The 14,432-nt window shown below is 39.6% G+C and carries 16 protein-coding genes; all 16 read left to right on the plus strand.

What is annotated here, in order from left to right:
- Positions 1 to 60 precede the first annotated feature (60 nt).
- The 16 genes from ACIQZG_RS03105 (at position 61) to topA (ending at position 14,429) form a co-directional block, all read left to right on the plus strand.
- Positions 61 to 396 (plus strand): putative DNA-binding protein, encoded by a 336-nt coding sequence (locus tag ACIQZG_RS03105; protein ID WP_402753704.1) that lies wholly within the window; start codon positions 61 to 63, stop codon positions 394 to 396.
- Between the two features lie 12 nt (positions 397 to 408).
- Entirely contained in the window at positions 409 to 1,767 is a 1,359-nt protein-coding gene (gene ffh, locus ACIQZG_RS03110) for a signal recognition particle protein (RefSeq protein ID WP_402753705.1), read from the plus strand.
- A gap of 94 nt (positions 1,768 to 1,861) precedes the next feature.
- Complete coding sequence (gene rpsP, locus ACIQZG_RS03115) at positions 1,862 to 2,134, plus strand: 30S ribosomal protein S16 (RefSeq protein WP_004269411.1); 273 nt, start codon at positions 1,862 to 1,864, stop codon at positions 2,132 to 2,134.
- A 15-nt stretch (positions 2,135 to 2,149) separates the two neighbouring features.
- A complete protein-coding gene (locus ACIQZG_RS03120; RefSeq protein ID WP_402753706.1) occupies positions 2,150 to 2,383 on the plus strand; it encodes a KH domain-containing protein in 234 nt (77 codons plus the stop codon).
- Between the two features lie 214 nt (positions 2,384 to 2,597).
- The gene (gene rimM / locus ACIQZG_RS03125) at positions 2,598 to 3,116 is read left to right on the plus strand and encodes a ribosome maturation factor RimM (protein ID WP_402753707.1); all 519 of its coding nucleotides are present in this window, start codon (positions 2,598 to 2,600) and stop codon (positions 3,114 to 3,116) included.
- Positions 3,116 to 3,844 (plus strand): tRNA (guanosine(37)-N1)-methyltransferase TrmD, encoded by a 729-nt coding sequence (gene trmD / locus ACIQZG_RS03130; protein WP_402753708.1) that lies wholly within the window; start codon positions 3,116 to 3,118, stop codon positions 3,842 to 3,844. The genes rimM and trmD overlap by 1 nt, the downstream gene beginning before the upstream one ends.
- 127 nt (positions 3,845 to 3,971) lie before the next feature.
- Entirely contained in the window at positions 3,972 to 4,316 is a 345-nt protein-coding gene (rplS, locus tag ACIQZG_RS03135; RefSeq protein ID WP_402753709.1) for a 50S ribosomal protein L19, read from the plus strand.
- 106 nt (positions 4,317 to 4,422) lie between these two features.
- The gene (lepB, locus tag ACIQZG_RS03140) at positions 4,423 to 4,986 is read left to right on the plus strand and encodes a signal peptidase I (RefSeq protein WP_402753710.1); all 564 of its coding nucleotides are present in this window, start codon (positions 4,423 to 4,425) and stop codon (positions 4,984 to 4,986) included.
- Between the two features lie 56 nt (positions 4,987 to 5,042).
- Positions 5,043 to 5,921, plus strand: coding sequence for a ribosome biogenesis GTPase YlqF (gene ylqF, locus ACIQZG_RS03145; protein WP_402753711.1), 879 nt, complete (start codon positions 5,043 to 5,045; stop codon positions 5,919 to 5,921).
- A 112-nt stretch (positions 5,922 to 6,033) separates the two neighbouring features.
- Positions 6,034 to 6,792: a ribonuclease HII gene (locus ACIQZG_RS03150; RefSeq protein ID WP_402753712.1), complete on the plus strand. Its 759-nt coding sequence runs from the start codon at positions 6,034 to 6,036 to the stop codon at positions 6,790 to 6,792.
- Between the two features lie 17 nt (positions 6,793 to 6,809).
- Positions 6,810 to 8,711, plus strand: coding sequence for a hypothetical protein (locus ACIQZG_RS03155; protein ID WP_402753713.1), 1,902 nt, complete (start codon positions 6,810 to 6,812; stop codon positions 8,709 to 8,711).
- Positions 8,708 to 8,995, plus strand: coding sequence for an EscU/YscU/HrcU family type III secretion system export apparatus switch protein (locus ACIQZG_RS03160; RefSeq protein ID WP_402753714.1), 288 nt, complete (start codon positions 8,708 to 8,710; stop codon positions 8,993 to 8,995). The genes ACIQZG_RS03155 and ACIQZG_RS03160 overlap by 4 nt, the downstream gene beginning before the upstream one ends.
- Before the next feature lie 179 nt (positions 8,996 to 9,174).
- Positions 9,175 to 10,335, plus strand: a complete 1,161-nt coding sequence (gene sucC / locus ACIQZG_RS03165; protein WP_402753715.1) for an ADP-forming succinate--CoA ligase subunit beta — start codon at positions 9,175 to 9,177, stop codon at positions 10,333 to 10,335.
- 17 nt (positions 10,336 to 10,352) lie between these two features.
- Positions 10,353 to 11,255 (plus strand): succinate--CoA ligase subunit alpha, encoded by a 903-nt coding sequence (gene sucD, locus ACIQZG_RS03170; RefSeq protein WP_402753716.1) that lies wholly within the window; start codon positions 10,353 to 10,355, stop codon positions 11,253 to 11,255.
- 105 nt (positions 11,256 to 11,360) lie between these two features.
- Entirely contained in the window at positions 11,361 to 12,254 is an 894-nt protein-coding gene (dprA, locus tag ACIQZG_RS03175; protein ID WP_402753717.1) for a DNA-processing protein DprA, read from the plus strand.
- Positions 12,255 to 12,347: 93 nt separating this feature from the next.
- On the plus strand, positions 12,348 to 14,429 hold the full coding sequence (topA, locus tag ACIQZG_RS03180; protein ID WP_402753718.1) for a type I DNA topoisomerase: 2,082 nt from the start codon (positions 12,348 to 12,350) through the stop codon (positions 14,427 to 14,429).
- Positions 14,430 to 14,432: the final 3 nt, after the last annotated feature.

Below are 14,432 nucleotides of genomic sequence, written 5' to 3' on the forward strand. Positions count from 1 at the left end.
CACAGACATGCGCTTTTCGTTATGATACAAATGACTAATGATAGGGGGAGAAACAATTCGATGCTACTTGAAAAAACAACACGCATGAATTTTCTCTTCGACTTTTATCAAGCACTATTAACAGATAAGCAAAGAAGTTATATGGAACTTTATTATTTAGACGATCACTCACTCGGGGAAATCGCTGAATCTTATGGGGTTTCACGCCAAGCTGTTTATGATAATATTCGTCGAACAGAAGCGATGCTTGAAGAGTATGAAAATAAATTATGTTTACTGGGGAAATTCCAACAACGTACGCAAATGCTCTCGCAGCTAACTGCAGGCATTACAGAAAACAGCATGTCAACAGAGGAGCAACTTGCGCTCATTGAACAATTGAAAGAATGGGATTAGGAGGCGAAAGCATTGGCTTTTGAAGGATTAGCGGAACGACTCCAAGGAACAATCCAAAAGATTAAAGGTAAAGGGAAAGTATCGGAACAAGACGTAAAAGAAATGATGCGTGAAGTCCGATTTGCTTTAATCGAGGCGGATGTTAACTTAAAAGTAGTAAAAGAATTTGTAAAAAAAGTTAGTGAACGTGCAGTTGGCGTAGACGTTATGCAAAGTTTAACGCCAGGTCAACAAGTTATTAAAATCGTTCAAGATGAGTTAACACAATTAATGGGTGGCGAACAAAGCCCTATTAAATTCAATACAAAACCACCAACGGTTATTATGATGGTCGGTTTGCAAGGTGCCGGTAAAACAACGACTACAGGGAAGCTTGCAAACGTTTTACGAAAAAAATATAATCGCAAACCACTTTTAGTTGCAGCAGACGTGTACCGACCTGCTGCTGTTCAGCAATTACAAACGCTAGGAAAGCAATTATCGCTACCTGTTTTTGCGCTTGGTACTGACATTTCGCCTGTAGAAATTGCGCGACAAGCACTAGAACATGCAAAAGAAGAGCATCACGATGTAGTGATTATCGATACAGCAGGTCGTTTGCATATTGATGAAACGTTAATGCAAGAGTTAAAAGATATTCGTGCATTAAAAGAGCCTGATGAAGTGTTCTTAGTTGTAGATGCTATGACAGGTCAAGATGCTGTCAATGTTGCAGACAGTTTCAATGAAGCTGTGGGTATTACAGGCGTTGTATTAACAAAGCTAGATGGTGATACGCGTGGTGGTGCTGCGCTATCTATCCGTTCTGTTACACAAAAACCGATTAAATTCGTCGGTATGGGTGAAAAAATGGATGCGTTAGAACCGTTCCATCCGGAGCGTATGGCATCTCGTATTTTAGGTATGGGGGATGTCCTTTCACTGATTGAAAAAGCACAAGCAAATGTCGATGAAGCGAAGGCAAAAGAATTAGAAGAAAAATTCAAAACGCAAAGTTTCACATTCGACGATTTTGTTGAGCAATTACAGCAAGTGAAAAAGATGGGTCCTCTCGATGAAATTTTAAAAATGCTACCAGGTGCTAACAAAATTAAAGGCTTAGACAATGTCAAAGTCGATGATAAGCAAATGGGGCGCGTTGAGGCCATTATTTATTCCATGACACCTGCTGAAAAGACAAATCCGGAAATCATTAATGGCAGTCGTAAAAAGCGCATAGCAAAAGGTTCTGGGACGTCTATTCAAGAGGTCAATCGCCTATTAAAGCAATTTGAAGACATGAAGAAAATGATGAAGCAAATGACAGGTATGACAACTGGTAAAGGTAAGAAGAAAATGAAATTACCTGGTTTAGATTCATTATTTAAATAATATTTTTTAGGTGTTAAGAAAAAACACTTTACAAACATCACAAACATTGATAATATACTATCTTGTGTGAAACTTATTCGGAGGTGCTATTAAAATGGCAGTAAAAATTCGCTTAAAACGTATGGGAGCTAAAAAATCTCCTTTCTATCGTATCGTAGTTGCAGACGCTCGTTCACCACGTGACGGTCGTCAAATCGAAACAGTTGGTACTTACAACCCACTAACTCAACCAGCTACTGTAAACATCGATGAAGAGAAAGCTCTTAAATGGTTAGCTGACGGTGCAAAACCATCAGATACAGTACGTAACTTGTTCTCAGAACAAGGTATCATGGAGAAATTCCATAACCAAAAATTCAGTAAATAATCGGGGGAGACGTCTTTGAAGCAGCTGATTGAAGCAATCGTTTTACCGTTAGTCGATTATCCAGAAGAAGTCCGTATTGAGACGGACGAAAATGCAAATCGAATTGTTTATAAACTTTTTGTTCATCCAGAGGATCGAGGGAAAGTCATAGGCAAACAAGGGCGGGTTGCTAAAGCGATTCGTACAATTGTTTATTCAGCGGCAGGTAGTCACTATCAAAAGAAGACTTACGTCGATATATTGGATTGATAAAGGAGGAGGGAGCTTGCTAGTTCCTTCCTTCCTTTTTTATATAGTAGAACATTGGATATACTAGCCGGTGTCTAGGCTAAAATGCCGATCTCTGATTATTCATCAATCTTTCGAGTGATTGTGGTAGCATGTCTACTTTCGCTTTAGGTTTATTGGCACTGATCAGGAATAGATGAGCATTTTTGCACTTTTCTAACATGAGGTGATCGGAATGGAATGGTTTAATGTAGGCCGCATTGTTAATACGCATGGTATTCGAGGTGAAGTGCGTATTTTATCAACGACAGATTTTGAAGAACAACGCTTTGCGGTGGGTAATAAGCTCGCGGCTTTTAAAAAGGGCGATAAAAAGCCAACGTGGGTAACGATTGATTCGGTACGTCGTCATAAGAACTTTATCTTATTAATGTTTGAAGGTATGAACAATATTAATTTAGTTGAGCCGTTTAAAGAGGGTATGCTAAAAGTAACGAAAGATCAAATGGAAGATGACTTGTTAGAAGAAAATGAATACTTCTACCATGATATCATCGGTTGCTCTATTGTCTCTGAAGAAGGAGAAACAATTGGAGAGATTAAAGATATTTTACAAACTGGTGCCAATGATGTATGGGTAGTAAAAGGTGCAAAAGGAAAAGAGCATTACATCCCATACATTGAAGATGTTGTTAAAGATATCAATATTGATGAAAAAGTCATTACAATTCATGTGATGGAAGGTTTATTATAATGAACATTCAAGTGCTGAGCCTGTTTCCAGATATGTTTACAGGTGTATTTGGGGCATCGATATTAAAGAAGGCGCAAGAAAAAGGTGCTGTACAGCTCTCTGTCACAGATATCCGAGCGTATTCGGGCAATAAGCATAAACAGGTAGATGATTATCCGTACGGTGGTGGCGCAGGGATGGTGTTAAAGCCTGAGCCAATGTTTAGTGCTGTTGAGGCGATTACAGAGGGGAAGAAGCCTCGTATCATCTTAATGTGCCCGCAAGGTGAGCGCTTCACACAGAAAAAGGCAGAAGAGCTTGCAAAAGAGGAAGAACTGGTCTTTTTATGTGGCCATTACGAGGGCTATGATGAACGTATTCGTGAGCACCTTGTGACAGATGAAATTTCTATTGGGGATTTCGTTTTAACAGGTGGAGAACTTGGCGCAATGACGGTAATTGATAGCGTTGTACGTCTTTTACCGGGCGTTTTAGGACAAGAAGACTCACATATTCAAGATTCATTTTCGACAGGTTTACTCGAGCATCCTCATTACACGCGTCCTGCGGAATTCCGAGGGATGAAAGTACCTGATGTATTAATGTCAGGCAATCATGCGAAAATTGATGAGTGGCGTGAACAGCAATCGCTGAAAAGAACATTCGAGCGTCGTCCGGATTTACTCGAGCATTATCCGTTAACAGAGAAGCAAAAAATGTATATTGAAAAATTAAGAAACGAACAATAAAGATGCTTGCTTGCATTCAATTTTTATGATAACATCAATTTTGTGCTTCTATGTGAAGTGCTGAATTACGGTGTTCCGCTGTGGCATAAATTGCGTGCAAGAGCATCTGTCTAAGGAGAGAAAAACAATGTCAAACATTATTACAGAGATCACTAAAGATCAACTTCGCACGGATCTACCAACTTTCCGCCCAGGTGACACAGTACGTGTACACGTGAAAGTAGTAGAGGGTACTCGTGAACGTATCCAAATGTACGAAGGTGTAGTTATTAAACGTCGTGGTGGCGGTATTAGCGAAACTTTCACAGTTCGTAAAATTTCTTACGGTGTAGGTGTTGAACGTACATTCCCTGTACACACACCAAAAATCGCTAACTTAGAAGTTGTACGTCGCGGTAAAGTACGTCGTGCTAAACTTTACTACCTACGTAACCTACGTGGTAAAGCTGCTCGTATTAAAGAACTTCGATAATTATGATTTAAAAGTGAGGGGCTTGTTTTTGCAAGCTCCTTTTCTTTTTGCTTGTCATCTAAAATAGATTTCCTCTAAAATGAGGATAGACGAGGAGGCAATTCATATGGAGAAACAAGTAAAAGAAAAAAATGAGTTATGGGAATGGACGAAAGCACTTCTTATTGCATTTGCGATTGCGGCAATTATTCGTTATTTTTTATTTACACCAATTGCAGTAGATGGTGAATCCATGATGCCAACCCTTGAAGATGGCGACCGTATGATTGTCAATAAAATTGGTTATAAAATTGGCGAGCCTAAGCGCTTCGATATTGTCGTATTCCACGCACCAGAGCAAAAAAATTACATTAAGCGTGTGATTGGCCTACCTGGTGATACGCTGGAATATAGAGATGACCAATTGTACATTAATGGGAAACCGATTGATGAACCTTATTTAGATGCTTACAAAGCACAAATTACGGAAGGTACTTTAACTGAGGATTTCACGTTAGAGGATCTTGGTGTCGAACATGGGGAAATCCCTGAAGGCTACGTCTTTGTGATGGGGGATAATCGCCGTTATAGTAAAGATAGTCGACATATCGGAATTATCGATCAAAAAGAAATTATCGGTAATACAAGCCTGATTTTTTGGCCATTTAGTGATATTAAAATTGTAAAATAGCGTTATTGAAGGGGAGGGAGACCACTCCCTTTTTCTTTTGATTAGGAGGTATATGTATGACAATTCAATGGTTTCCGGGGCATATGGCGAAAGCTCGCCGCCAAGTAACTGAAAATCTAAAGCTGGTAGATATTATTTTTGAATTAATCGATGCGCGTTTGCCACTATCATCACGCAATCCGATGATAGACGAGGTGATCAACCAAAAAACGCGTCTTCTTATTTTAAATAAGGCGGATATGGCGGATGAACAAGAAACGCGCAGATGGGTGCAGTATTTTGCAGATCGTGGGCATAAAGCAGTTGCTATTAATTCACTTGAAGGTAAAGGGTTACAACAGGTAACAAAGGCTGCACAGGAATTGTTACAAGAAAAGTTTGATCGCATGAAAGCGCGAGGCATGAAACCACGAGCGATTCGAGCGATGATTGTTGGAATACCAAACGTTGGTAAATCAACGTTAATTAATCGTTTGGCTAAGAAGAACATCGCTAAAACTGGTAACACACCAGGTGTTACAAAAGCTCAGCAATGGATTAAAGTAGGTAAAGAGTTAGAATTGCTCGATACACCAGGAATTTTATGGCCGAAATTCGAGGATCAAGAGGTTGGCTATAAGCTAGCGTTAACTGGTGCCATTAAAGATACGATTATGAATATGGAAGACTTAGCGGTATACGGTTTGCGTTTTCTATCGGACCATTATCCAACACGTATGGCAGAACGGTATGGCTTTGAGTCTATGCATGAAGATTTAATTGAAACATTCGATCACATCGGTAAGTTGCGCCGCGTATTTGGTGCGGGTGGTGAAATTGACTACGATCAGGTTTCACAGCTGATTGTTCGAGATATTCGTGGACAGCAATTAGGTAAATTAACGTTCGATTTTGTCAATGAACAGCTTGAAAAAGAAGTAGAAAACGAAGAGTAAAAAATAAAACTGCCGAAGTTACGCAAGGAATTGTGACTTTGGCAGTTTTTCTTTTAGAAACAAATATTATTGCCGATAAAAAGGTAGATTGAGATAAGGGAGCTTAAATGTCGTGAAAACTATCAAAGAGATTACAACAGCGCTAAAAGATACAGAGGAATGGCAAGAATGGATGACGGCAATCGCAGCAGATGAACGAGCAGGTGTACAAAAAGCATGGCAAAGTTGGCAAAAGCGTCAAGAGAAGAAAAAGCAGTTGTTACTAGAGCACCAAGCAAAAATAAATTTTGACCGTAGCTATGGGACGCCGGGAGCAATGATTGCTGGTGTAGATGAGGCAGGGCGAGGCCCACTAGCAGGCCCTGTTGTAACGGCAGCTGTTATTTTACCGGAAAACTGCGCAGCGCTTGTTGGTTTGAATGATTCTAAACAGCTTTCAAAAGAAAAACGTACTGCATTTGCAATGCTTGTAAAAAAATATGCGCTCAGTTATTCAGTGCATTTTCAGTCTGCGGAAATGATTGATACATTGAATATATACGAAGCAACGAAGCAATCGATGAAGTGCAGTGTAGAGGCATTAACGATTCAACCAGAATATGTGCTCGTAGATGCGATGACATTACCAATAGCCATTCCGCAAGATTCAATTATTAAAGGCGATGCAAAGAGTTTAGCGATCGCTGCGGCTTCTATTTTGGCGAAAACAGCACGTGATGAATATATGGAGGAGCTAGACAAAGAGTTTCCGATGTATGGATTTGCTAAGCATGCAGGATATGGTACGAAACAGCATTTAGAGGCGCTAGAAACATACGGAGCAACTGTTCACCACCGAAAATCGTTTGAACCAATAAAATCAATGTTTTAGAGGGAGGGAGAGTATGTATGACATCTACATCTTTTAATACAATACAAATGCAGCAAACAGCCGCAATGTCTTCAAATCAGCCACTTGCCTTAAAACAAGGGCAAGTATTCCATGGAACGATTAAACAATTGTATCCCGATCAAATGGCCGAAATACAAGTAGGTAATCAAAAAATGATTGCCAAGTTAGAAGTACCATTAAAAGCTGGAGACGCACATTTCTTTCAAGTTACAGGTACAAGCCCGCAAACTGAATTGAAAGTTGTCACAGGTCCGATGGCGCAATCTACATCTCCTACACAACAAATGAATCAGCTATTGGAATCTATGAATTTGCCGAAAACGGCTGAAATGCAACAAGTACTCTCGCATTTCATGAAGGCGCAAATACCGATTTCGAAAGAACAGCTTGTTCAGGCAGAGGCATGGTTGAAGGCGTTACCCGAAGGAATAACGAAAGTAGATGCCTTACAAGCAATGCAAAAGATGGTGGAACTGAAAATGCCTTTTACAAATGATGTATTTCAGGCACTAGTTAGTGGGCAAAAAACAGTGGGCATGTCTTCAACTATGAACAATTTCGCACAATTATTACTGCAGGACACAGCATTACCAGAAGGAATCAAGCAAAATTTGATGCAGCAGGTACAAGCAATTGCTCGACCGTTTGATGCTGAAACAGGTGGATTAGTACTAGCGAAATCAGTGCAAATACTCACTAATAACGCTGCCCCTATAAGTGACCGATTACAAGCACTGAATATGTTAAAAGAGGCAGGTGTACTGCCACAAAATGTGAATTTACAAAATTGGTCATCTATACAGTCAACGCAAATGCAACAAACGCAACCAGCTCAAACACAACAAGCAGGTCAAATTGTACAAACGATACTTACGACAAAGCCAGAAAACACGCAACAGCTAGTCGAACAATTAAAAGCTTGGACAACTGGCCAAAACTTACTGACAAATGAGCAAAAGCAACAATTGACACAATTAATTGAACGATTTAGTCAATTGCCACCAAGTAAGCAAACATTAGAAGTTTTTGCAAAGCAAGTACAAGAGCAAGTTATCAAAGCATTTACACAAAACATTCCTGAACGTTTATTTACACAGGATACGAACGGCTTATCAGCAAAAGATCATCTATTGTCACTATTAAAACCTGAAACGGCTACACTTGTTCAAAATGATGCGATGATGCGTAATCTCGTAAAAGTTGGAAGTGAGTCACCACAACCAGTCATCCAGCAAATGATGACGCAAGCAGATGCACAGGTGCAAAGTTCAATGGATAGTAAGGCGATGGAGCACGCATTAAAAACGGTGTTAAAGGGCTTAGGTATTAGCTATGAGGCAGCGCTTAATAATAAGTCAGCGGATATACAGGCCATCGCACATCAGTTAAAACCGCAACTTCACACATTGCTACAAGACGCACAAATAACACCGCAACTAAAAGAAGCAGCCGAGATGTTAATGTCGCGTATGAATGGTATGCAACTGTCATCCGGGGAAAATGGACATCAACACCAGCTTATAATGCAAGTGCCCCTAGAATTTTTCGGTAAGAAAATGGATGCAACATTGCAGTGGAATGGGCGTATGAAAGATGATGGGAAAATTGATGCGAACTATGCACGCGTTTTATTCTATTTACAAATGGAATCGATGAACGAAACGGTTATTGATATGCAGGTGCAGAATCGAGTGATCACGGTAACAGTATTTAATGAAAATCCAGATGTTGTCCCATTAGCGGAACCTTTGAAGGCCGCATTGAAAACAAGTTTAGCTGAAAAAGACTATCAGTTATCAGCTGTATTTATAAAACCGTTTGACAAGGTGTCACCAGAAAAAGAAGTAGTCAATACGGAGCCGCAAGAGGAGCATAACGGGGTGGACTTCCGCGTATGAATGAGGAGAAAATAATTCGAAAAGAGGCAATTGCTCTTACGTATAAGCCAGGACAATATAATAGTCCAACTGTTGTGGCGAAAGGAAAAGGGAAAATTGCAGAAAATATTTTGGCGCGTGCCAATGAACATGATGTGCCGATCCATGAAGATCCTAATTTAGTGCAATTACTTGGACAACTTGATTTAAATGAATCAATCCCGGAGGAACTATACCAAGCTGTAGCTGAAGTTTTTGCGTTTATTTATCATTTAGATCAGCAACATGGACAAAGAAACCGTTAAGAATTTTGCATCCCTAAATTTTCAAAAAGTTAGATTTTTTGCGCAATGTACAGAAGTATGTAATAAAAGATTGTTAAATTGTTACAAGGTAAGCGTAGTAGACTTTGTCAGAATGTTTGGTTAGAATAGATTATGTTAGTAAAACAATTCTATGTATATGTTTGATGGGAGGATTTATAATGAATATCCATGAATATCAAGGGAAAGAAATCCTTAGGAAATATGGAGTTGCAGTACCTAATGGAAAAGTAGCATTTTCCCCTGATGAGGCAGTAAAAGTAGCAAAGGAGATTGGCTCTAATGTTACTGTCGTAAAGGCGCAAATTCACGCAGGTGGACGCGGTAAAGCAGGTGGCGTTAAAATCGCAAAAAACCTTGATGAGGTTCGTACTTACGCAAAAGAATTATTAGGTAAAATTTTAGTTACACATCAAACAGGTCCTGAAGGAAAAGAAGTAAAGCGACTTTACATTGAAGAAGGCTCTGACATTCAAAAGGAATATTATTTAAGTCTAGTTTTAGACCGCACGACATCTCGTGTAACGGTGATGGGTTCAGAAGAAGGCGGCATGGACATTGAAGAAGTGGCAGAAACGCATCCCGAGAAAATCTTTAAAGAAATCGTAGATCCTGTAATAGGTTTAACAAGCTTCCAAGCACGACGTATGGCATTTAATATGAATATTCCAGCAAACCTTGTAGGGAAAGCTGTAAAATTAATGTTAGGCTTATATCAAGCATTTATCGACAAAGATGCTTCTATCGTTGAAATCAATCCACTTGTAGTTACTGGACAAGGAGAGGTAGTAGCGTTAGACGCAAAATTCAATTTCGATTCAAATGCATTATATCGACATAAAGATATCGTAGAATTACGTGACTTCGATGAAGAAGATCCAAAAGAAATTGAAGCATCAAAATATGACCTTAGCTATATTTCATTGGATGGTAATATTGGCTGTATGGTAAATGGTGCTGGTTTAGCGATGGCAACGATGGATACAATTAGTTACTATGGCGGCACTCCCGCTAACTTCCTAGACGTTGGGGGCGGCGCGACAGCTGAAAAAGTAACGGAAGCATTTAAAATTATTTTATCTGATCCTAAAGTAAAAGGGATTTTTGTCAACATTTTTGGTGGTATTATGAAATGCGATATTATTGCTGAAGGTGTAGTGACAGCAGCAAAAGAAATCGGTTTAGAAGTACCATTAGTTGTGCGCTTAGAAGGTACAAATGTAGACGTAGGAAAAGAGATTTTAAATGCATCTGGCTTAAATATTGTTGCGGCAGATTCAATGGCTGATGGCGCGCAAAAAATTGTGAAACTAGTAGGCTAAGGAAGGCAGGGAGTATAATGGCTGTATTTATTAACAAAGATACAAAAGTAATTGTACAAGGAATCACGGGTGAAACTGCACTATTCCATACAAAGCAAATGTTAGACTACGGTACACAAATCGTAGCGGGGGTAACTCCAGGTAAAGGTGGCCTTGAAATTGAAGGCGTACCAGTATTCAATACAGTAGCAGATGCAGTTGCGGCAACAGGTGCGACTGTGTCAGTTATCTACGTGCCTGCTCCATTTGCAGCAGATGCAATTTTAGAAGCTGTTGACGCGGAGTTAGAGTTAACAATTTGTATTACAGAGCATATCCCTGTCCTTGATATGGTGAAAGTAAAACGTTATATGGAAGGTAAGAAAACACGCCTAGTGGGACCAAACTGCCCAGGTGTGATTACTGCTGATGAATGTAAGATTGGTATTATGCCCGGTTATATTCATACAAAAGGCCATGTAGGCGTTATATCCCGTTCAGGGACACTTACGTACGAGGCTGTGCACCAATTAACACAAGAAGGTATTGGCCAAACAACAGCAGTTGGTATTGGTGGAGACCCAGTGAATGGTACAAACTTCATCGATGCACTAGAAGCATTTAATAATGACCCAGAAACATATGCAGTTGTCATGATTGGCGAAATCGGTGGTACAGCTGAAGAAGAAGCGGCTGAATGGATTAAAGAGAACATGACAAAGCCAGTAGTGGGCTTTATTGGCGGTCAAACAGCTCCTCCAGGAAAGCGTATGGGCCACGCAGGTGCCATCATTTCTGGTGGTAAAGGTACAGCAGCTGAAAAAATTAAAGCAATGAATGCTGCTGGGATAGAAGTGGCACCAACACCATCTGTTATTGGTGAAACATTAATTAAAGTTATTAAAGAAAAAGGGCTATACGAAAAATGTAAAACCCATTAAAATGGAAGATGTAGCACTTAGGTGCTACATCTTTTTTCTATTGTTGTCGTGAAATGAAAAATGCGGTCATTTAATTTCTTCTATTTAAAATAGGGAGGTTTTTAAATGATTTTTTCAGTTGATGTACACAAGCTATTAGCACTACATTATGTATATCCTTTGCCACTTCAAAAACTACAGCAATTACTATCCCCAGTTGATATCTTAAGTTATTTTGATCAAGCGCAACCCAGTGAAATCGCACAGGCTTTGCAAATCTCACTTCCAAAAGCTGTTCAACTTCAAAAAGGTTTTCAGCGTGCAAATTGTATGCCGCTAGAAGAAGCTTATTCCAGTGCGGATATTTTCCCCATTCCATTTAATCACGCTTTATACCCAGGGCATTTATTTGAATTACCAAGCCCACCTGCTGTATTGTATGTAAAAGGTCAGTATTCACTGCTAGGTAGCAAACATATCGCTATTATTGGCTCTAGGAAAGCGACAGGCTATACGAAGACGGCGATGGACTTACTTGTCCCTCCTCTCGTTGAACACCAGTATACGGTCGTAAGTGGGCTTGCGAGGGGTGCGGATACACTAGCGCATGAAGCAACGATGAAATATGGTGGCAAGACGATTGCCGTTCTGGGACATGGTTTTCATCATTTATATCCAAGAGAAAATCAGATGCTTGCCGAGAAAATGGCAGAAGAGCAATTGCTTATTACAGAGTATCCTCCATACATGAAACCGGAAAAATGGCATTTCCCCATGCGTAATCGCATCATAAGTGGCTTATCGAGTGCATTAGTTGTGACAGAGGCGACACTAAGAAGTGGCACACTGATTACGACAGAATGCGCGCTTGAACAAGGAAAAGATGTGTTTGTAGTACCAGGGCCAATCGATGCAGAGCAGTCAAAAGGAACTAATAAATTGCTCCTAGAAGGTGCGATTCCTGTATGTAATGGTTATCAAATCGTTGAAATGTTGGAACTATTTCCTAGTAAAAATTGAAAAAAAGTTGCATTATCTTAAAAACTGTTATACATTTTGCAACAGGTAACTTAAAAAAATTTAGCAATGAACCTCGCTAAGGGGGAGACATAGATGGCGGATTATTTAGTGATTGTAGAATCACCAGCAAAAGCAAAAACAATAGAACGTTATTTAGGAAAAAAATACAAAGTGAAAGCGTCTGTAGGACATGTTCGTGACTTACCACGCAGCCAAATGGGTATTGATACTGAAAATAACTATGAACCAAAATATATTACGATTCGCGGGAAAGGACCTGTATTACAGGAACTAAAGTCTGCGGCTAAAAAAGTGAAGAAAATTTATCTAGCGGCCGATCCAGACCGCGAGGGAGAGGCAATTGCCTGGCACCTTGCGACTGCGTTAAATATTGATATTGAATCAGATTGCCGTGTTGTATTTAATGAGATTACGAAAGATGCAATTTTAGAATCATTTAAACATCCTCGTTCTATTAATATGGATTTAGTAGATGCGCAACAAGCTCGTCGTATGCTAGACCGATTAGTGGGCTACAATATTAGCCCGATTCTTTGGAAAAAGGTGAAAAAGGGCTTGTCAGCCGGCCGTGTACAATCAGTTGCATTACGCATGATTATCGATCGCGAAAATGAAATCAAAAACTTCCAACCTGAAGAATATTGGACGATTGAAGGTTCATTTGAAAAAGGCAAAAAAACGTTCGACGCACTGTACTATGGTGATGGCAAAGAAAAAATTAAATTAACGAATGAAGACCAAGTAAAGGCGATATTAAAAAATGTAAAAGGTACAGAGTTTAATGTTGCGAATGTGACGAAGAAGGAACGTAAACGGAACGCAGCACCTGCATTTACAACCTCTTCACTTCAACAAGAAGCAGCGCGTAAATTAAACTTCCGTGCAAAGAAAACAATGATGCTTGCACAACAACTTTACGAAGGTATCGATATTGGTAAAAAAGAAGGTACTGTTGGGTTAATTACGTATATGCGTACGGATTCTACGCGTATTTCAGAAACAGCTAAAACAGAAGCGATTGCTTATATCGAAACGAAATATGGTAAAGAATACATTGCAACGGAAGTAAAACAAGCCAAAAAGGCTTCGAATGCACAAGATGCCCATGAAGCGATTCGTCCGACAAGCACAATGCGTACGCCAGATGAACTAAAAACGGTGTTAAGCCGTGATCAATTGCGCCTTTACCGTTTAATTTGGGAGCGATTTATTGCAAGTCAAATGGCACCAGCTGTATTAGATACAGTTGCAGTTGATTTACAAAATGGTGATGTATTATTCCGTGCGAATGGTTCGCAAGTGAAGTTTGCAGGGTTTATGAAATTGTATATCGAAGGTACCGATGACCAAACTGAGGAAACAACAAAGCTACTTCCTGAAATGGGAATTGGCGATAAAGTAAAATCACTTGATATTGAGCCGAAGCAACATTTCACGCAGCCACCCCCACGTTTTTCAGAAGCACGTTTAGTAAAAACGATGGAGGAGATTGGGATCGGTCGCCCATCAACATACGCACCGACGTTAGATACATTACAACGTCGTGGTTATGTAGTTTTAGATGCAAAACGTTTCATGCCGACTGAGCTAGGTGAAATTGTGCATCAACTTGTACTTGAATTTTTCCCTGATATTATCAATATTGAGTTTACTGCAAAAATGGAACAAGATCTTGATGATGTTGAAGAAGGTAGTCGTAAATGGGTAGAAGTAATCGATGAGTTCTATAAAGACTTCGAAGTACATGTGAAGCATGCTGATGCTGAAATGGAAAAAGTTGTGATAAAAGATGAACCAGCGGGCGAGGATTGCGAAAAATGTGGTTCTCCAATGGTCTATAAATTAGGCCGTTATGGGAAATTCATGGCTTGCTCAAACTTCCCAGACTGTCGAAATACAAAAGCGATCATGAAACCAATCGATGTAAAGTGTCCATCTTGTGAAGATGGTGAAATTGTAGAACGTAAAAGTAAAACAAAACGTTTATTTTATGGTTGTAACCAATATCCTGAGTGTGAATTTGTATCATGGGATAAACCTATAAGTAGACCATGTCCAAAATGTAGTGAATTATTAGTAGAGAAAAAACTGAAAAAAGGTGTTCAGATTCAGTGCACAAAATGTGACTATGAAGAAACACCAATTATAGTGTAGAAA

Source organism: Lysinibacillus sp. NPDC096418, from assembly GCF_044762775.1.
Lineage (GTDB): Bacteria > Bacillota > Bacilli > Bacillales_A > Planococcaceae > Lysinibacillus.